At 51.0% G+C, this 19986-nt stretch carries 17 protein-coding genes; 12 read left to right on the top strand and 5 right to left on the bottom strand.

The window, feature by feature from the left end:
• Nucleotides 1–649: 649 nt before the first annotated feature.
• From ACFORK_RS20580 to ACFORK_RS20570, 3 genes are all read right to left on the bottom strand, one after another.
• Complete coding sequence (locus ACFORK_RS20580; RefSeq protein ID WP_379202470.1) at nt 650–991, bottom strand: YtpI family protein; 342 nt, start codon at nt 989–991, stop codon at nt 650–652.
• 93 nt (nt 992–1084) lie between these two features.
• Nucleotides 1085–1588 carry a sporulation membrane protein YtrI gene (locus ACFORK_RS20575; protein ID WP_379202468.1) on the bottom strand — a complete coding sequence of 168 codons (504 nt, stop codon included), beginning with the start codon at nt 1586–1588 and terminating at the stop codon, nt 1085–1087.
• A gap of 4 nt (nt 1589–1592) precedes the next feature.
• Nucleotides 1593–1916 carry a YtrH family sporulation protein gene (locus ACFORK_RS20570; protein WP_379202465.1) on the bottom strand — a complete coding sequence of 108 codons (324 nt, stop codon included), beginning with the start codon at nt 1914–1916 and terminating at the stop codon, nt 1593–1595.
• 244 nt (nt 1917–2160) lie between these two features.
• Here ACFORK_RS20570 and ACFORK_RS20565 point away from each other — a divergent pair, with 244 nt between their 5' ends.
• The 6 genes from ACFORK_RS20565 (at nt 2161) to pyk (ending at nt 10451) form a co-directional block, all read left to right on the top strand.
• The gene (locus ACFORK_RS20565; RefSeq protein ID WP_379202463.1) at nt 2161–5814 is read left to right on the top strand and encodes a DNA polymerase III subunit alpha; all 3654 of its coding nucleotides are present in this window, start codon (nt 2161–2163) and stop codon (nt 5812–5814) included.
• Between the two features lie 74 nt (nt 5815–5888).
• Nucleotides 5889–6395 carry a phosphatidylglycerophosphatase A family protein gene (locus tag ACFORK_RS20560; RefSeq protein WP_379202461.1) on the top strand — a complete coding sequence of 169 codons (507 nt, stop codon included), beginning with the start codon at nt 5889–5891 and terminating at the stop codon, nt 6393–6395.
• A 146-nt stretch (nt 6396–6541) separates the two neighbouring features.
• Nucleotides 6542–6730, top strand: coding sequence for a glutamate decarboxylase (locus ACFORK_RS20555; RefSeq protein WP_087914321.1), 189 nt, complete (start codon nt 6542–6544; stop codon nt 6728–6730).
• Between the two features lie 73 nt (nt 6731–6803).
• Nucleotides 6804–7697, top strand: a complete 894-nt coding sequence (gene accD / locus ACFORK_RS20550) for an acetyl-CoA carboxylase, carboxyltransferase subunit beta (RefSeq protein ID WP_379202459.1) — start codon at nt 6804–6806, stop codon at nt 7695–7697.
• Nucleotides 7698–8699: an acetyl-CoA carboxylase carboxyltransferase subunit alpha gene (locus ACFORK_RS20545; protein WP_379202457.1), complete on the top strand. Its 1002-nt coding sequence runs from the start codon at nt 7698–7700 to the stop codon at nt 8697–8699.
• A 330-nt stretch (nt 8700–9029) separates the two neighbouring features.
• Nucleotides 9030–10451, top strand: coding sequence for a pyruvate kinase (gene pyk / locus ACFORK_RS20540; RefSeq protein WP_379202455.1), 1422 nt, complete (start codon nt 9030–9032; stop codon nt 10449–10451).
• Between the two features lie 142 nt (nt 10452–10593).
• On the opposite strand, the gene ACFORK_RS20535 is transcribed toward pyk, so the two are convergent.
• Nucleotides 10594–11358: a G1 family glutamic endopeptidase gene (locus ACFORK_RS20535; RefSeq protein ID WP_379202453.1), complete on the bottom strand. Its 765-nt coding sequence runs from the start codon at nt 11356–11358 to the stop codon at nt 10594–10596.
• A gap of 101 nt (nt 11359–11459) precedes the next feature.
• Here ACFORK_RS20535 and ACFORK_RS20530 point away from each other — a divergent pair, with 101 nt between their 5' ends.
• Genes ACFORK_RS20530 through ACFORK_RS20520 form a run of 3 tightly spaced genes read left to right on the top strand, consistent with a single transcriptional unit; the run spans nt 11460 to nt 13609 of the window.
• Nucleotides 11460–12635, top strand: coding sequence for an MFS transporter (locus tag ACFORK_RS20530; protein WP_379202451.1), 1176 nt, complete (start codon nt 11460–11462; stop codon nt 12633–12635).
• A 42-nt stretch (nt 12636–12677) separates the two neighbouring features.
• Nucleotides 12678–13214 (top strand): acyl-CoA thioesterase, encoded by a 537-nt coding sequence (locus tag ACFORK_RS20525; RefSeq protein WP_379202449.1) that lies wholly within the window; start codon nt 12678–12680, stop codon nt 13212–13214.
• Complete coding sequence (locus ACFORK_RS20520) at nt 13211–13609, top strand: FxsA family protein (RefSeq protein ID WP_379202447.1); 399 nt, start codon at nt 13211–13213, stop codon at nt 13607–13609. Before ACFORK_RS20525 ends, ACFORK_RS20520 begins: the two co-directional genes overlap by 4 nt.
• An 855-nt stretch (nt 13610–14464) precedes the next feature.
• On the opposite strand, the gene ytvI is transcribed toward ACFORK_RS20520, so the two are convergent.
• Complete coding sequence (gene ytvI / locus ACFORK_RS20515; protein ID WP_379202445.1) at nt 14465–15580, bottom strand: sporulation integral membrane protein YtvI; 1116 nt, start codon at nt 15578–15580, stop codon at nt 14465–14467.
• Nucleotides 15581–15991: 411 nt separating this feature from the next.
• Here ytvI and citZ point away from each other — a divergent pair, with 411 nt between their 5' ends.
• From citZ to mdh, 3 genes are all read left to right on the top strand, one after another.
• The gene (gene citZ / locus ACFORK_RS20510; RefSeq protein ID WP_379202443.1) at nt 15992–17104 is read left to right on the top strand and encodes a citrate synthase; all 1113 of its coding nucleotides are present in this window, start codon (nt 15992–15994) and stop codon (nt 17102–17104) included.
• Between the two features lie 114 nt (nt 17105–17218).
• On the top strand, nt 17219–18514 hold the full coding sequence (gene icd, locus ACFORK_RS20505) for an NADP-dependent isocitrate dehydrogenase (protein ID WP_379202441.1): 1296 nt from the start codon (nt 17219–17221) through the stop codon (nt 18512–18514).
• 72 nt (nt 18515–18586) lie between these two features.
• Nucleotides 18587–19528: a malate dehydrogenase gene (gene mdh / locus ACFORK_RS20500; RefSeq protein WP_379202439.1), complete on the top strand. Its 942-nt coding sequence runs from the start codon at nt 18587–18589 to the stop codon at nt 19526–19528.
• Nucleotides 19529–19986: the final 458 nt, after the last annotated feature.

The raw sequence follows: 19986 nt of genomic DNA, 5'->3' as shown, positions 1-19986 counted from the left end.
TAAACTGGAGCTTTTCTTGGACAATCAATCCAAATAAAAAGTGGCCTTGCACGGCCGTGCGCATGTCGCGCAGCATGGTGGACTGGATCAGAGCCTGGTGCAGGTCCTCACACTCTACCTTTAAAGTTTGGCTTTGAGCTAGGATTTGAATTAGCGGGAAAATGTACTGTTAATTTTCGCTTGCAAGGGTTTTTCTAGAGCTTAAAGGGAAATTCTCCAGTTATTTTTCCTCTTTATAAAAGAATCGAGGGTTATCTTAGAGAATAACGGGAGTATTTCCCGTTATTTTTTGGAAACACGTCACTTTCGAACAATTAACGGGAGTATTTCTAGTTATTTTCAACATGACATCCGTTTTTATTTTACTAGATGAGTACGCCTGAAGGCCGGAGTGGGTTTTGTTTTGGATCTTGTTTTGTTTTGGCTTTTGCTTTCACTTTGGTCTTCACTTTGGTTTCGCTTGTCCATCTCTAGCAGAAAAAGGTGAGCGTCGACCAAAAAAAGAAAATGGCGGGTTCAGGAATCTTCCTGAGCACCGCCATTTTCTTTTTTTGCATTATTTTTTAGCAGATGGACTTCTCATCAAGGAATAGGGAATATACCTAGTTTTGAGATAGCCACTTTTTTGACGTATGCATTGGCTCTGTAATCAGCGTTTGGAGCCCGCAGAGTGGGGGGCGGCTTCATCTTCGGCTACCATCTTGAGACGGCTGAAATGTCCGAAGCTGCGCAGCCCCGAGAACAGATTGAAGATACCGATGATCAGAAAGGCTGCTTCGACAATGATGCCGATGGTGGAACCACTGTAAAGAAACATGGACATCATGGTCAGGGTCAAGAGCATTGCGCCGAGCAGCATATTCATGAAGGATTTTTTGAGTCCGCGATCCACGGGGTCCACGCTGCGGCGGGAAGCAAAGCTGTAGTAGGCCGCGCCAATGATAAAGGCGACCAGTAGAATGAATAGTGTGTACTTAACGAACATAATCATGGTCAGGCAGCTCCTTTTCAGGTCTACGAGAGTCGGTTTGCAGGGTTCGGGGACGAACGCCTGCCGCTGCCTCTTATTGTATCATGATTGTCCTCAGGTGCGCTTGTATGGATTGATTTCCACCCAGATTTGCAGTACACCTTCCATAACGAGCATCGTGCGGATACGCACGGCATATTCCTTATCCCGTACAATGTAGAGCTTTCCGTCGAGCAGAAGGCGAGCCAGCTTGCCATCCGTATCAATTTCGAACATGCTCCGGCCGCGCATCGGTGCGAGATCCTTGCTCATTTTGCTGATGATCTCCTTCACCGTGGCCGGTTCCATTACAGGTTCGCCATCCTTGGTCTTGCCTTCCTCGGCGCGGAGCTTGATTTCCCGGATGACTGTAGAGCTGTTGTTGTATTTCTTAAGGGTCTCTATATCCTTGCGGTACTGATCAATTTGGACGAGCAGGCTCTGATTCTGCACCCACAGCACATTATAGCCCATATGAAAAATTGCATTGTATACGACGCTCCCTGCGACCATTCCGAGTACAAATACGGCGGAAATTTGAGAGAAGCGGCGGTAGCGGTGAAATGGCGGAATCCTCACAGCGCTACCCCCTGCCACAGACCCATTTGACTAGTTCACTGCCCATATGAGCGCCAAGAAAAGCAAAGACAAGATAGAGAATCTGCTTGATCGCCGGAGACAGATTGCCGTCAAATACATTGCTCTCGATGACCCGCATCGGATCGATCGTTCCCCCAACTGCGGCAGCCAGTGCCCAGATTTTGATCCGATTGGCCACGTCCAGCATGGTATCTGTAGGCGGCTGAAGTGAGAGAACGGCACCGATGCCGCCGAGCATCGCCCCGCCGAGGACAATCCCGCAGGCAATAAAGAAATCAAGGACGGCCTTGCTCAAAAAAATGCTCATACTAGCCCCTTTCCGGAACGCGGCCATCCTCTGCCTCGGCCTGTCCCTGTGCTCTCTCTCCATTCTATGGGCGTGTCCCCCTCTAATATGATAAAATAGTTTCATATATATAAGCTGAACGTAAGAATGATAACTTACGGGTTGGTCAAAGCCTTGTATATCAAGGATTTCGCGAACCCAGTACCTTAGATTCTTAAGTTCACTTTCCATATGTTTGATTTTTGGAGTGGAAGGAAGTGGGATCATGAGCTCTTTCGTGCATTTGCATGTGCACAGCGAATACAGTTTACTGGACGGAGCGGCGCGGATCACCGATCTTGTGCACCGGGCCAGCGAATATGGCATGACATCGCTGGCGCTTACGGATCATGGAGTGATGTACGGGGCCATTCCCTTTTATAAAGCTTGCCTAGCGAAAGGCATCAAACCGATCATTGGCTGCGAGGCTTATTTGACGGCTGGTTCACGCCGCGAACGGGGCAGCCGCAAGGACCAGCCCATTTATCATCTGATTCTGCTCGCCAAGAACATGACCGGATACCAAAACCTGATGAAGCTGGTTTCCATTGGACATCTGGAGGGCCATCATTATAAACCGCGCATTGATATGGATGCCCTTGCCGCACATGCGGAGGGCATTATTTGTCTTAGCGCCTGTCTGGGCGGTGAAGTACCGCAGCATTTGCTGCATGGCAGGGATGAAGAAGCACGCAAGGCCGCACTGCGCTATAAATCGATTTTTGGCGAAGACTTCTATCTGGAGCTGCAGGATCATGGCATTGCGGAACAGAAGCGTGTGAATCCGAAATTGATTGCGCTTGCTGCGGAATGTGAGATTCCCCTTGTTGTGACCAATGATGCCCATTATCTGACCAAAGAGGATGCCGAGGTGCAGGATGTGCTGATCTGTATCGGCACGGGCAAGACAGTAGATGATGAGGAGCGGCTGAAGATCGGCTCCAACCAGCTGTATCTGAAAAGCGGGGAAGAGATGGCAGCGTTGTTCCCGCATGTGCCACAGGCTATTGCGAACACGGCAGTGATTGCCGAAAAGTGCAATCTGGAGCTGGTCTTTGGCAATCATATTTTGCCAGCGTATTCGCCACTGCCGGAAGGATTGGATGCCGCCGCCTATCTGCAGCAGCTCTGCCAGAAGGGGCTTGAGGAACGGTACGGAGATACGCCGCTGTGGGAATCGCCGGAACAAAAGAAGCAGGCCGAGGAGAGACTGGCCTATGAACTGGGTGTCATCGGAAATATGGGCTTTAGCGATTATTTTCTAATTGTGTGGGATTTTATCGCTTATTGTCACCAGCAGGGCATTGCCACCGGACCGGGACGGGGTTCCTCCGCAGGCAGTCTGACGGCCTATGTGCTGCGAATTACCGATGTGGACCCGCTTAAATATAATTTGCTCTTTGAGCGTTTTTTGAATCCCGAGCGGATTACCATGCCGGATATTGATATCGATTTTAGCGACGAACGGCGTGATGAGGTTATCAGCTATGTCGTGAACAAATACGGCAGTGAGCATGTGGCACAGATTATTACGTTTGGTACGATGGCCGCACGGGCGGCGGTGCGCGATGTGGGCCGGGTGCTCAACCTGCCTTACGGTGAGGTGGACAAGGCTGCGAAGCTCATTCCGGGTCAACTGGGCATCAGCATTGCTCGGGCGCTGGAGACGTCCCCTGATCTGAAGGCGATGTATGAGACAAATCCGAGAACACGGGACCTGCTAGATATGGCGATGAAGGTGGAGGGTATGCCGCGTCACGCCTCGACTCATGCCGCAGGGGTTGTGATTTCCAAGGGACCGCTGACGGATGCAGTGCCGCTGCAAGAGGGCAATGAGAGTACAGCCTTGACGCAGTATTCTATGGAGCATCTGGAGAGCGTTGGTTTGTTAAAAATGGACTTTCTAGGCCTGCGGACTTTGTCGATTATTGAGCGGACGATGAACTGGATCAAAGAAATGACTGGTAGTCTCCCAGATTTCCGATTGATTCCAGACAATGATCCCGGGACCTATGAAATGCTGGGGGCTGGTGAGACCACAGGGGTCTTCCAACTGGAGTCGGCTGGTGTTAGGCGGGTGCTGAAGGATCTCAGGCCAAGTGGTTTCGAGGACGTAATCTCGGTTCTCGCGCTATACCGTCCGGGTCCGATGGAATTCATTCCGAAGTTTATCGCCGGCAAGCACGGCCATATCGAGGTGGAATTCCCGCACAGCGATCTGGCGCCGATTTTGTCGGATACGTACGGCATCATTGTCTATCAGGAACAGATTATGCAGATTGCGTCGCTGATGGCAGGCTTCTCGCTGGGTGAGGCAGATCTGCTACGCCGTGCGGTTTCGAAGAAGAAACGGGAAACGCTGGACAAGGAACGCAGTCACTTTGTGCAGGGCAGCCTGAAGCAGGGGTATACCGATGAGGATGCCAACGCCGTATATGACATGATCGTGCGTTTTGCCGATTACGGCTTCCCGCGTGCCCATGCCGCTGCCTACGGTGTACTGGCCTTCCAGACCGCTTATCTGAAGCATCATTATCCGGTGCAGTTCATGGCATCCATGCTGACCGCAGTGATGGGAACCCATCGCAAGGTGGCGGAGTACGTGCTGGAATGCCGCCGAATGGGCATCGGTGTGATGCCGCCGGATGTTAATGAGAGTGGCGTGCTGTTCACTCCGGTGCCTGGTGAGGACACAGGACATATTCGCTTCGGCCTTGCCGCCGTGAAGAATGTCGGCACGCTGGCCGTGGAGAACATTATGGAGCTCCGCAAGGAGCGTCCTTTCGACAGCCTGCTCGATTTTTGTCGACGCGTGGACCTGCGGATTTGCAACAAGCGGGTGATAGAATCGCTGGTGCAGGCCGGTGCCTTCGACCGTCTTCCTGGGCATCGGGCTCAGCTGTTGGCCATGCTGGATGAGACCGTGGATGCGGCAGTGAAATGGCGCAAGGAGCGAGACGAACTTCAGATCCAGCTGTTCGATGATCTGGTTGAGACTCCCAATTGGGAAATTCGCTACCCCGATATCCCGCGGTTCACAGTAGGGCAGCAGCTGGAGCTGGAACGTGAGCTGTTGGGCTTGTACCTGTCCGGCCATCCGCTGGATGACAGTGCGGGTCTGCTAGAGGAGCAGGGCATTCAGCGGCTGATGGATCTCAGCGAAGCTCCGGACGAGAGCCAGACGGTTACGGCCGGAATGGTCGTATCTGTCAAGGAGATTACGACGAAGGCCGGCAAGGCGATGGCTTTTATCGAGTGGGAGGATCAGATCGAGCGTTGCGAGGTCGTACTATTCCCCGAGGTGTGGAAGCGAAGCCGTAGCCTTATCGTTAAAGGCGCATTGCTCGCCCTGCGGGCCAAGGTACAGCAGGAAGACGAAGGCTTCAAGCTGCTCGCCGAGGAGGTCGCGCCGCTCTCGGGTGATACGCTGCACGGCCTGCTGCAGCGCCGCAATGCCGCCGCGGCCCGCCCGCAGGGCGGGGGCCGCTCCGCATCTGCGGGACGGACGGCAGGTGCCACGCCGTCCCGCGGCCCAGCGGCCGCCAGAGCCGCCGGTGGACCGGCCGGGGCGCCACCAGCCGCCCGGCCGCCTGCGGCTACGCCGGGGGGGCCTGTGGCCTCCGGACAGACCCGTCCGCCGGGCACAGAGAACGGGCAGCGCGTGTTCATTAAGATCACGCCGCATACCGAAGAGTCAGGCTTGTTGCCGCGCCTGAACCAGCTGCTGCAGGCCCATCCGGGGCCTGTCGCGACCGTGCTATTCTATGAGCGCTCGCAGAAGCTGCTCGCGCTCAGCGACAGCTACCGGATCGATCCCTCTCCGGAGCTGCTCACAGCCATAGAAAGCATGCTGGGTGCAGGTACAGTAAGAATAAAATAAGAACATTTCTCTCCCTTTTCGCATACATTTAGGAAACCACAAGGCATATCCTGTGCGGAAAGGGGAACAACATCATGTCATATCAGGAGCTTGCAATAGAGTTGCTGGAGAGTCGGGGCGTAACCATGTCGTCCATCGCGAAAATTGTATATACTTTGCAGTCTGCATATTATCCCGCCTTAACGGAGGAGGAGTGTCTTTCAAGTGTGAGGGCGGTCCTTGGCAAGCGGGAGGTGCAGTACACGCTGATGACAGGTATCGCACTGGATGAACTGGCAGAGCGGAAGTTGCTGCCACAGCCGCTGCAAGCCGTGCTGGAAGCTGATGAATCGCTGTATGGGGTGGACGAGACGCTAGCGCTTGGCATTACCAGCGTGTACGGGATGATCGGTCTCACCGGATTCGGGTATCTGGATAAAATAAAGCTTGGCATTATCGGTGAGCTGAACGATGATACAGGTAGAATCCATGTGTTCCTGGATGACCTGGTAGCGGGCATTGCCGCGGCGGCCTCCGCGCGGATTGCGCACCGTCACGAAGGGGCAAAAGTCTATCCCGGCCCCGCTGGCAGCGACCAATAAACTGCGGATGATTCAGAGCTCTCCGGTCTGCCCTAGTCTTCTATTCTTGACGCGTGTCCTGTTGCGGTGAAAAAGAGAACTGTGTTATCATGATTCCATTATACGGGATACGGGTGGGAATTAAGATTGGGGAGGCCTTGCAGGGCATGTGGACGGTAATTTATATCGCGCCAACCGCCAGAGTGGCGGATATGATTCAGAGCAAGCTTACAGAAGAAGGATTTTTGGTAAAATGCCGTCCGATAAATATGTCCAAGCAGCAATTTGAGATTCTGGTGCCTTCAGGGGAACTTGAAGAGGTGCAGGAAGTCCTTAATCTGATTTTGCATCCCTGAATGATTATTTATAAAGCAGATATGACAGCGGTAAGCTGCATATCTCAAATAAACGGCTGAAGAGGTGCGACCCTTGTTCAAAGATTTATTTCAGAAAAAACGGAAGTACGCGACGATTCCTTCAGAGCGTCTGGAGCGAAGTGGCGGCCCGGTGGAAGGCGAACGCCCTAAACGGGAGATTCCTGAAGGACTGATGAGCAAGTGCAGCAAGTGCGGCACGATCCAGTATAGCAAGGAACTGGAGAAGAACCTCAAGGTCTGCCCGTCCTGCGGGTACCATATGCGACTGAACGCCTCTGAGCGTGTAGCAATTACACTTGACCCGGAAGGGTTTATTGAGTTTGACAGCGAGATGACATCTGTAGATCCGCTGGAATTTCCAGGTTACGCCACCAAGCTGGAGCAACAGCAGCTAAAAACGGGACAGCCCGATGCTGTAATTACAGGTCAGGGATCGATTGAAGGCCAACCTGTCATTGTAGCAGTGATGAATTTCGAGTTCTTCACCGGAAGTATGGGTTCGGTTGTCGGAGAGAAAATTACTCGCGCTATTGAAGAAGCGACGGAGCGGAAGCTTCCGCTGTTGATCTTCTCGACCTCTGGTGGTGCGCGGATGCAGGAGAGTATTCTCAGTCTGATGCAGATGGCGAAGACTAGCGCCGCACTGGCTCGCTTTAGCGAGGTCGGAGGGTTGTACATTTCTGTTATCACAGACCCTACAACCGGTGGTGTATCCGCGAGTTTTGCCAGCCTTGGCGATATTATTATAGCGGAGCCGGGAGCTGTCTTCGGCTTTGCCGGACGGATTGTAATTGAGCAGACGATCCGCCAGAAGCTGCCGGAAGATTTCCAGACGGCAGAGTTTAACCTGCAGCACGGCCAGCTGGATCTGGTGGTACACCGCAAGGAAATGCGTGCCACACTTTCCAAGCTGCTCGATCTGCATAATGCGAAAGGGGGAATTTAGGTGGCAGGAGAGTTGCCTTTTGAATTGCCCCTGGTTGAAATGCGTAAAAAAATCGCTGAACTGAAGCAGTTTGGTGAAGAGAAGGGCATCGATTTCAGCGATGAGGTAGCACGTTTGGAAGAGCGTTACCGGGTGCTGGAGAATGAAGTGTATTCCAATATTTCTCCATCCCAAAAAATGCATCTGGCCCGGCACCACGGCCGGCCGACTTCGCTGGATCTGATCAATCTGATCTTTACGGATTTCATCGAACTGCACGGTGACCGGATGTTCGGTGATGATCTGGCTGTTGTAGGCGGGATCGCCAAGTTGAACGGCTTGCCAGTGACAGTAGTGGGACAGCAGCGCGGGAAGGACACGAAGGACAATATTCAGCGCTTCTTCGGCAGTGCCCACCCAGAGGGCTTCCGCAAGGCGCTGCGGCTCATGAAGCAGGCGGACAAGTTCAAGCGTCCGATCATCACCTTCGTAGATACGAAAGGTGCTTATCCCGGCAATACCGCTGAGGAAAGAGGCCAGTCCGAAGCGATTGCCCGTAATTTGCTGGAAATGTCCCAGCTAGGCGTTCCTGTAATCTGTGTGGTCATCGGTGAAGGCGGCAGTGGCGGTGCATTGGCGCTGGCTGTTGGGAATCGCGTTCTAATGCTGGAGCATGCCATCTATTCGGCGATCTCGCCGAATGGTGCGGCATCCATTCTGTGGAAAGATGCATCCAAGGCAGATATGGCAGCTGAAGCGATGAAGATTACAGCGGATGATTTGCTCGCCATGGAAGTCATCGAGGAAATTGTGCCTGAGCCGAAGGGCGGAGCGCACCGGGACTACGAGGCAACAGCAGAAGCAATCAAGGTAGCGCTGTGGCGGCATTTGCAGCAGTTGTCGGACCTTGATCGTTGCGAGCTAAAAGAGGATCGCTATCGCAAGTTCCGCAAAATCGGTGAGTTTTCCGAGGGTCAGCAAGAGCAATTGGTACTGGAAGAAGAAGTGCTTAGCAAGGAGTAATCGCCTGCTGTTTATTTGCACTTTCCGACATATTATAGTTTTGGGGCATCCCAATGCTGGAAGTTTCTATTAACCATTTTATACCATCGAAATAATCCTGGTGTGATGCCGGGATTATTTTTATTTTGTGGGCATTTTCTGAAAATTCGACGTAGAATTACAGCAAAAAGACGCTGGAACATTGATTTTGTGTCTAAGTTGCAGTAATATTCATAAGGGCGAAGTGAAAGGTGCATGTGATAAAGTTCCTATTCAAATCACAAGCCTTATAGTAGATTTTGTAGTTGGAAAAAGTGAGACAGAGAGAACGAAAAAACGGAGGAAAACCTAATGCGGAAAAGTAAAATTGTATGTACGATCGGTCCTGCTAGTGAATCGTTGGAGAATATCAAAAAATTGATTTTGGCTGGTATGAATGTAGCCCGTCTGAACTTCTCCCACGGCGATTTCGAAGAGCACGGAAACCGGATTAAAACCATCCGTCAGGCATCTGCGGAACTGAACAAAACGGTTGCAATCCTGCTCGATACCAAAGGACCGGAGATTCGCACAGGCAAGCTGGAAGTAGAACCTATTGAACTGGTACAAGACGAGTATCTGACATTGACTACGGAAGAAATCTTGGGTAACCAAAACCGTATCTCTATCACATACAGCGAACTTCCTAACGATGTTCAAGTAGGCTCCACGATTCTGATCGACGACGGCCTGATCGGCCTGACTGTTGTCGACATTCAAGGCACAGAAATCAAGACCCGTATTGTCAACGGCGGAACGATTAAGAGCAAGAAAGGCGTTAACGTGCCTGGAGTTGCTATCTCGTTGCCAGGTATTACGGAAAAAGACACCAACGATATCATTTTTGGGATCGAACAGGACATTGATTTTATCGCCGCTTCCTTCGTTCGCAAAGCTAGCGACGTTCAGGAAATTCGCGAGTTGCTTGAGAAGCACAATGCTTCCCACATCCAAATCATTTCCAAGATCGAAAACCAACAAGGTGTTGATAACCTTGATGAAATTTTGGCAGTTTCCGACGGCCTGATGGTTGCACGTGGTGACCTTGGTGTGGAAATTCCTGCTGAAGATGTGCCATTGGCTCAAAAATTGATGATCAAAAAGTGCAACGTGGCTGGCAAACCAGTTATCACAGCTACCCAAATGTTGGATTCCATGCAACGTAACCCGCGTCCTACCCGTGCTGAAGCGAGTGACGTAGCGAACGCAATCTTCGACGGAACCGATGCAATCATGCTGTCCGGCGAAACTGCTGCAGGGAAATATCCAGTTGAATCTGTACTGACTATGTCCCGCATTGCTGAGAAAGCGGAATCCGCGCTGGATTACCGTGAAATCTTCAATAAACAACAATTTGCACAAGAAACGACTGTAACTGAAGCGATCAGCCAATCCGTTGCGATCTCCGCACTGGACCTGAACGCTAAAGCAATCATTTCTTCCACGGTAACTGGTCATACTGCGCGTGTAGTATCCAAATACCGTCCAAAAGCACCAATCATTGCCGTGACAACGCAAGAGAGAACTATGCGTCAATTGTCTCTGGTATGGGGCGTAACACCGGTTTACGGACAAGTAGCAACTTCTACGGATGAGCTGCTTGAAACAGCACTTAAAGGTGGTAAGGATTCCGGTCTGGTACAAGGCGGCGACCTCGTCGTGATTACTGCTGGTATTCCACTGGGCCGTTCCGGTTCCACAAACCTGGTTAAAGTAAGCCAAATTCCTAACTAATAAGCTGTATGGGGTTTGTCCCTACCGCAGGTTGATCCATGTTAAAAAGCAATGGTGCATGCACCATTGCTTTTTTTTCAGCAGTATAACCCCATTTCCATGGGGTTATTTTCACGTCCGGATTCCTGTAATTTGTGGTATTCTAGTGGGGCTGGTGTCTAGGAATGGAGCGAGATCGAACGGGAGTGCTGATACAGGTGGCTGGGCTTTTGTGCCGGTAGACTCTTCTGACGCTAAAAGCGCCGCCGCAGGCGCTGGGGCAGGAGGGGATAGCAACTGTGATCTTGTTCTGGACCATAATTCCGCCCTGGGCTGATGTGAGCTTTGCCCGTCTGCCGTTGATTCGGCACCGAATGAAGGGAACCCGGCTTACACAGGCGATGGATGTGATTCGTCCGTTAACCTGTGGGGCTTCCAGAATCCATTCGGCGGAGCTTTGCGGACCGGTGTAGCACTGGTGTGTCCGAAAGGTCCACTTCTTGCTGAGATTACGGAGTGTGATGCACCATTTGGTGCGGCTGATCTTGACGATGCTGGCCTGCATGACATCACCGGGTGATACCGGAAGCGGAATAATAGTTTCAAAGGCCGGCAGGATTTCCCACCAGGCATAATAGTGAGCTTTGCCGTTCTCGAAGGTATGACCTGTCCCGGTCTGAATCAGGTTGCTGTTCCCGAATCCATCAATGCCAATCCAGGCAGACGAATAGGCTGAACGGGCGGAGGGCTTGACGAAGGGAACCACCCATTCACCGGAAATTCGGTGATAGGCGCCTCTTTTACCGCTGAGCGCATATCCGCTCCAGTTACTGGAGGTCCAGCCGAATCCGGCGCTGCGGGCTCGTGATGTATTGATTTTATCCGTAATACAGGGCTGATGGCGCTTGACAGAAATGCTGGGATTCATAGATTCACCACCTCCATCGATTCTGTTGTATCTAATGCACCAATGAAATATGAGGCATGGGTGTTCCGTTAAAAATAGGATGGAGAGGACTTTTGGCATACATGGAAAAACTTTTGAAGCTGCGCAGCTTTTATCTCTTCCTGGGACTGGCTGGCGGCTCATTCGGCTCGTACCTCACGCTGCTGCTTGTCCATAACGGGCTCGATAGCAGTCAGATCGGCATGCTGATGGCTACCGGTACCTTGATCGCCATTGTGATCCAGCCGATGTGGGGCATTATATCCGACCGGTATAACCAGACACGGCTTGTGCTTATCCTAAGTGTAGCGGTACCGGCGGTACTGGCAGTCTTTTACCAATCCAAGTACTTCTTCGTGCTGCTCCTGGTATATACGATTGCGACGATATTCTCCTCCACACAGGCCCCTATCGCCGATTCTTACGCCATTGCGGCGGCGAACAGGACAGGATCAAGCTATGGGAGCATTCGTCTCATGTTGAGCATTGGAGCTGCTGTAGGCGGGTATCTGGGCGGCAGATACATCACAGCGTTCTCCGTGTCGACGATCTGGCTGCCGTTTATGCTGTTCAATTTGGTGGCGGTCCTGATTGCGCTGACACTGCCGAAGCAAGCTGAAGAGAATCACGTGATGAATCAATCCTTCTCTCAAGGAGTGCGCAAGCTGCTGGGTAACCGGGTATTTTTGGCCTTTCTTGGCGGCAGCTTTCTTGTCAATCAGACGATGGCTGCGTTCGGAACCTATTTCGTGCTTGCTTTTAAAACGGTCGGCGGCTCTACCAGCGCTGCGGGCATTGCCTTATTTATTGCTTCGTTCACCAATGTGCCGTCCATGCTCTATGCCTCCAAGGTGATCCGCAAGCTGGGCCGGGAACGCACACTGCTGATCGGGGCGCTAATTTATGTGCTGCGCTGGGGTATTCAGGTGGCATTTCCATATCCGTCTGTAATGATCGGCGTTCAGGTACTGCACGGGTTGTCGTTTGGTCTGTTCTATATCTCGGCGGTGGAATATGTATCACAGATTACGTCGGCGGACATGCAGGCTACGGGCCAAAGTGTGTTCAGCATGGTTTTCTCCGGATTTGCCGGCATCGTTGGCAACCTGTTGAATGGATTCTTGTTGAACCAGGGCGGGGTCATGGCGATGAATGTGGCTTGTATGCTCAGTTCGGCTGCAGGCGCAGCTTTGCTTATCTATGTGTCGCGGAGTGCGCGGCGGAGAATTAATATGCCTGCAAAGGGGCTTGGAGCCTAGAGGCATCATCATTTTATAAAATAGAGAGAGGAGCATTTCCTTATGGCTTCACGTGATCTGGGAACATCCAGCCCTTGGTACGGAACGGTTTTTCGTGTCCGTTATCAGGAAACTGATCAAATGCGCGTGGTCTACCATGCCAATTATTTGAACTGGTTCGAGACCGGCCGTACGGAGATGTTTCGCCAGCTTGGCTTTACGTACCGCGATCTTGAAGATAGAGGGGTGCTGCTTCCCGTCACCTCTGCAGATTTGCAATTTAAAAGTCCGGCGCGATATGATGATCTTATCCTTGTATATGCGCGCCTGACGACCTTTTCACAGCTGAGAGTCGTCTACGAATATGAAATACGGCGGCTGCCTGAGGAAGGGCGTAATTCTGTCGGTGATCCTGACGTTTATGCAGGGATGACCGCACCGCTTTATGCGGGTGATCCGCCCGGAGAACTGCTAGTTACAGGCTCTACAAGCCATGTCTGGCTGAACCGGGATTGGAAGCCTACAAGGCTGGACAGAGCCCTTCCGGAGCTGTATCACGCGATTACAGGGACGCTGCGGGAAAAGGGGAGATCAGTATGATGAGGAACAAATGGCTATGGGCTGCATTATTTATTATCCCAGCCGTGGAATTATTCGGGTTCATCTATGTTGCAAATTTTCTCGGCGCACCCAAAACATTGCTACTGATGCTGACAACCTCAGTAATCGGGCTTTTAATGATGCGTTTTGAAGGAAAGAAAGTGCTGCAGGACAGCAAACAGCATGTGGAGGAGGGACGTGTTCCCGGCCGCACCATGCTGGATGGCTTATGTATTTTTTTCGGCGGACTGATGTTGATTCTGCCGGGCTTCGTCACCGATGTGATTGGCTTTACCTTGGTGTTTCCGTTGACCCGGCCGTTATATCGGACCTATCTCCTGCGCTGGATTGAGAAAAAAATGAAGAACGGCAACTTCACGTATTACCGCCGATAATCGGCTAAACCTGACGGACTGTGCGGAGAAAAACGCATGGTCCGTAAGTGTACGTTCATTTTGTGTAAAGTGACGCATTTTTCCGCGCTCAATTCCTTTCGTAAAAGAAGGGGAATGAACGTGGGGGGAGATGTGCAATTTTGTACCACTCATAAAATGAATCTTTGTGCGTGCAAAAGGACCTCATCCTCCAGAATTGTGGAAGAACGGGGTCCTTTTTTTAGGATGCGGAAGTTTATTTTACAAAAGAGCATATTTCGCATTTCGCATCCCCAATACCTCTACTTTTAACAGCGAAAATGGCCCAAACTCTCAAATAAGAGCATTTTTGTACCTTATTTTTCTATAAAATACGTAAATGAGGGAAATAAGGTCATTATTGTATCTTATTTTCGGGAAATCATGCTGAAAGGGTCTATTCTGGAAGAATTAAGGTACAATATTGCCTTTAATTTCCACCAAACTTATAGTAACAAAATATTTAAGGTACAAAAATGCCGTTAATTATATTTCGGAAATTATTGTTATAAATTCTTCGCCTTTTTGTAGGCGCCCGATCACAATCTCCAATCTGCATCCCCGATCTCCATGCTCATCTCTCTTTCCTCACCATTCCTCCTCTTCTGCAAGGGAGACCGGATTAAGTAACGGAAACGGTATCTCATTCTTCGTCTTTCGTCTCTGCTCGGACTCATATCATCATCTTTATCGCCATCGCCATCTCCCAACTCTTATAGCCATCCCTTCATCTTCACCACTTACTTTGCACACTCCTGCGACTACTTACATTCGCCGAAGCAGGCCTGTAGTCATAACTCGCATGTGCTGGGGACATCAGCCTGCTACAACTAGTGTTCACCGGAGCCGGCCGCTGACAATATAGTTATGCAATACGTGAAAAACGCCGGCTCGATTGAACGCATTCAGCGTCACAAGGAGGACAGGGCCGAGTATGAGTCCCAGCATGCCAAACAACTGAAGGCCGGCGAACATGCCGATCAGCATGGCGAGCGGATCAAGCCCGACACTGCTGGCAAGGACCTTCGGCTCCAGCACCTGGCGGGTTATGAGAATGATCCCGTAGAGCACGGACAGGCCGATGCCGAGTGCCAGATTGCCGGTCATGTAAGAATAGACCAACCAGGGGATCATGACGATGCCCACACCGAGATAAGGAAGCAGATCGACAATACCGATCATGAGGCCGATGGCGAACGCCGACTTCACGCCCAGCACTAGTAGCCCGGCAATGACAATGACTGCGGTGATAGAGATCAGGATGAATTGGGCCCGGATATAGCCAAACAACGCTTTTCGCAGATCCTGCCAAATATCCGAGACCGGCTTGAGCAGTGGCGCAGGCAGCCATTTGGTCATTCGACCATTATGCCGCTCCCAACTGGTACTGAGAAAGAACGCAGCGAGGACCACCACAACGGTAATGGTGCCGACGCTGGGCAGGGCAGAGATCAGTTTCAGAATGGTGTTGAAGAACCCTGTCACGAGTTGGGTCACGGCATAACCGACTGTTTCGGTAGTACGACTGATGTTGCTGTCGATGGTGGCGTGATAGCCGGGATTGTCCTGATAGAACTGATTGATCTGGTTAATAATATTCTGAATACTGGCGTTGCGGCTCCAGGACAGCAGCAGTTCCCGCCACTGGTCGGTATGTAGATTGAAGGTCTGCAGCAGCACGATCAACTCCTTCACGAGCCGAGTAATCAGCGCGGTCAGGACCAGGGCGGTGCCTCCAATATAGAATAGCAGGGAGAGTGAGACAGCGAGCCAACTGGGAAGCCTTAGATCCTTAAGCAGAAGTACCAGCGGGTGCATGATATAGGCGAGCAGCCAAGCCAGCAGCAGAGGATAGAGAAGGGGAAGCAGTACATAGGTGGCCAGCACCAGGATGACGGCAGCCAGGACGACCCACAGGCCGCGCAGCACTCTTTTTAGCACCAGACGGTCCATATGTTGTTACCTCCTTTCCTCTGACGCAAGAGAGACCTTGCAGGATGGGAATGCTCGTACTATGTATATTCATAGGCAGACGATTAAGACTATAAATAGCAGATGAACAGCAGATAAAGAGGATTCGGAAGCGTTCTCATACACTGAAGGCGTGATCATGAAACAGTATTTCATTTTTATTTTTCTATCTCTCCGATAAAATCATTTGATACACGGGAGAGCTCCCATGTTGTTCACATAACCGTCAAAATCCGTTATGATGATTATATGATGTACTTCGAGTCTTCTCCGTTCTCCGTATATGATCGTTTTTAATGTCTTTATTACCCAATGTTTTAATCCTTCAAATTGTAAATGTTTTCATGAATCCTCTTGGCATTTATACCCTTGTTAGCAAAGGAGAGATGTACTATGACAGCTACCAAAGGCCTGGAAGGCATTGTTGCAACCACTTCTTCTATCAGCTCGATTGTGGATGGTGTGCTCACGTACCGCGGGTACGATATTGACGATCTTGCGGAACATGCTTCTTTCGAAGAAACCGCTTTTTTGCTGTGGTATGGTAAACTGCCGACTTCCGCTGAGCTGCAGGTGTTGCAGCGTGACCTTAGTGCATTCGCACCGGTTCCGGAGCAGGTAATTGCCCAAATGAAGCTGTATCCCAAAGATGTGAGCACAATGGCTGCACTGCGGACAGCAGTCTCAAGCCTCGCTCTATATGATGAGTCAGCAGAAGATATGAGTCGTGAAGCCAATCGGATCAAGGCTGTGAAGCTGCAAGCACAGATCCCGACTCTCGTTGCTGCGCTGTCACGTATTCGCAAAGGACTGGAGCCTATAGCGCCGAAGGAAGGTGTCTCGATCGCCGAGAACTTCCTGTATATGCTTCGGGGCCAGGACCCGGATGAGATTTCTGTCAAAGCGCTGGACACTGCGCTCGTGCTGCATGCCGACCATGAGCTGAACGCGTCCACCTTTGCCAGCCGTGTGACTGTAGCAACACTTTCCGATATCTATTCTGGCGTTACCTCCGCCATCGGTGCCCTGAAAGGTCCACTGCATGGTGGTGCGAACGAAGCCGTTATGAAGATGCTGGAGGAAATCGGCAGTATTGAATCCGTAGAGCCTTATGTGCGCGGTAAGCTGGAGCGCCGGGAGAAAATCATGGGCTTCGGGCACCGTGTCTACAAGAACGGAGATCCTCGCGCCAAGCACCTGATGAAGATGTCGCGGGAGCTTGGAACTATGAAAGGTACAACAGAACTGTACGAAATGTCCGTGAAGATTGAGGAATTGATTACCGGCGAGAAGGGCCTGAAGCCCAATGTCGATTTCTATTCCGCATCCGTTTATACCCAGCTGGGCATTGAGCGTGAACTGTTCACACCGATTTTTGCCATCAGTCGGACCTCGGGATGGACAGCGCATATCCTGGAGCAATACGAGGATAATCGTCTGATCCGTCCGCGTGCAGAGTACACGGGTCTTTTGGAGCAGACTTACGTTCCGGTCGATGAAAGATAATAGGGCGGCCTTGCAGGCCGCTCCTCTCTTTTAGTAGAATTAGAGCCAAGCGTACGCGCCGTAATTTAAAAGTATATGATTCAAATCACAAAATACTGGGAGGAGTACACACAAATGTTGAAACTGGAAAAATACGAACTGCCGACAGAGGGCGAGCAAATTACGATAGAGGACGGCAAGCTGGTTGTTCCGAATACGCCAATCATTCCATTCATTGAAGGCGACGGTACTGGCCGTGACATTTGGAAAGCCTCCAAACGAGTACTCGATGCTGCAGTAGCTAAGGCTTACGGCGGTTCGAAGCAGATTGCCTGGTACGAAGTATTTGCCGGTGAGAAAGCCTTCAATACATATGGTGAATGGCTGCCGAACGATACACTGGAAGCAATCCGCGAATATATCGTAGCGATCAAGGGTCCACTTACGACGCCAATCGGTGGCGGTATTCGTTCCCTGAACGTGGCTCTGCGCCAAGAACTGGATCTGTATGTGTGTCTGCGTCCAGTGCGTTATTTTGACGGCGTTCCTTCCCCTGTAAAACGTCCTGAACTGGTAGACATGGTTATTTTCCGTGAAAATACAGAAGATATCTACGCTGGAATCGAGTATCAGGAAGGTTCTGAAGCGGTTAAGAAAGTGATTGAGTTCTTGCAGCAAGAAATGGGCGTGAACAAGATCCGTTTCCCAGAAACCTCCGGTATCGGTATCAAGCCAGTATCCTCCGAAGGCTCCAAGCGTCTGGTTCGTGCAGCTGTAGAGTATGCAATCAAGCACGGACGCAAGAGCGTTACGCTGGTGCATAAAGGTAACATCATGAAGTTCACGGAAGGTGCCTTCAAGAACTGGGGCTACGAAGTAGCTGAACAGGAGTTCGGCGATAAAGTATTTACTTGGAACCAATACGATGTTATCAAAGAGCGCGACGGCGAAGCTGCTGCGAATGCTGCACAGAAGGAAGCCGAAGCTGCTGGTAAAATCATCATCAAGGATGCTATTGCAGACATCGCGCTGCAACAAGTGTTGACGCGTCCTACGGACTTCGACGTTATTGCAACGCTGAACCTGAACGGTGACTACCTGTCCGATGCATTGGCTGCGCAAATCGGCGGTATTGGTATCGCTCCTGGAGCGAACATCAACTACGTGACTGGACATGCCATTTTCGAAGCGACACATGGTACAGCTCCTAAATATGCAGACAAAGACGTTGTGAACCCAGGTTCCGTTATCCTTTCCGGCGTTATGCTGCTTGAGCACCTCGGCTGGCAGGAAGCTGCGGATCTGATCTACAAAGGTATGGAGACTGCGATCAACAATAAGACAGTTACCTATGACTTTGCCCGTTTGATGGAAGGTGCTACTGAGCTGAAATGCTCCGCGTTCGCCGACGAAGTTATCAACCACATGTAAGAGTGCTGCCGGTGACAGTTTTGGACGAATTCGTCCGGCTGTCCCGTCAAGACCGTTCTAGGAGGATAAATGGTGGCTATCAAACGGTATAAAATTACAATCGTGGGCGCCGGGTTCACCGGTGCTACGACAGCACTTATGCTGGCTCAGAAGGAGCTTGGCGATGTGGTGCTGCTTGATATTCCCCAGCTTGAGAATCCAACTAAAGGCAAGGCACTTGATATGATGGAAGCCAGTCCTGTGCAGAAGTTTGATAGTCAGATTACCGGTACATCGAGTTATGAAGATGCTGCGGATTCTGACATTGTGATCATAACAGCAGGGATTGCCCGCAAGCCGGGTATGAGCCGCGATGATCTGGTCAACACCAACGCCGGGATCGTGAAATCAGTATGTGAAAATGTGAAGCGTGTAGCCCCGGAATCCATCGTAATTATTCTGAGCAATCCTGTGGATGCCATGACTTATGTGGCTTATAAGACCCTGGGATTCTCGAAAAATCGCGTCATCGGACAATCCGGTGTGCTGGATACCGCACGTTACTGTACTTTTATCGCCGAGGAGCTTAACGTCTCTGTAGAAGATGTACGCGGCGTTGTACTTGGCGGCCATGGCGATGATATGGTGCCGTTGGTACGGTACTCCAGTGTCGGCGGCATCCCTATCGAAACGCTCATTCCTGCGGAACGCATTGAAGCGATCGTGCATCGTACCCGTGTGGGTGGTGGTGAGATCGTCAGTCTGCTGGGTAACGGCAGCGCCTACTACGCGCCAGCGGCTTCGCTTGTGCAGATGACAGAAGCGATCCTCAAGGACAAGAAACGGATCCTTCCGGTCATTGCCCTGTTGGAAGGGGAATACGGCTACGAGGACCTGTTCATGGGTGTTCCTACACGGCTAGGTGCTGGCGGGATTGAGAAGATTTTTGAACTGGAGCTGACTTCTGAAGAGAAGGCCGCACTGGATAAATCGGCAGAATCCGTACGTGACGTAACGAATATCATTACAATTTAAGCTACGGTAGATGTTGAAATGAAAAGATGAAGAGCACCTGAAGGCCGTTGAAGGCTTTCGGGTGCTTTTTTGTATACGGAATAAGCGGCGACGTCATCATCAGTGCTTGCCAAAATAACTGCGTTAAGAAACTCGGTCAGAATGACCCCGTCAAACAACTGCGTCAAAACAACTGTGTCAAAACAATTTCGTCAGAATAACCCCGTCAGAAGGTTGAGACTCATGCATGGGGGCTAACGGACCCTATTGCCGTTATTTGCACATCAAGCTGCTTCTGGAACATGTAACGGACTCAGATGCCGTTATTTCCACCCAAACAGCGGATTTTAAACAGCTTTTCTGCTCATAAGGTCCCTGGGGTCTAATCCTGTATCACTGCAATAGAAAAAAATTACAGTAAAAAGGAATACGACTCAAACACTGTTCGAAAAGCCTGAAGACCTTTCCAGATAACCTTG

The organism is Paenibacillus sp. GCM10012306 (assembly GCF_042649265.1).
Classification (GTDB): domain Bacteria; phylum Bacillota; class Bacilli; order Paenibacillales; family Paenibacillaceae; genus Paenibacillus_AQ.
Note: the sequence above shows the minus strand (reverse complement) of the source record. Positions and strands in the feature narration are given on the sequence as shown.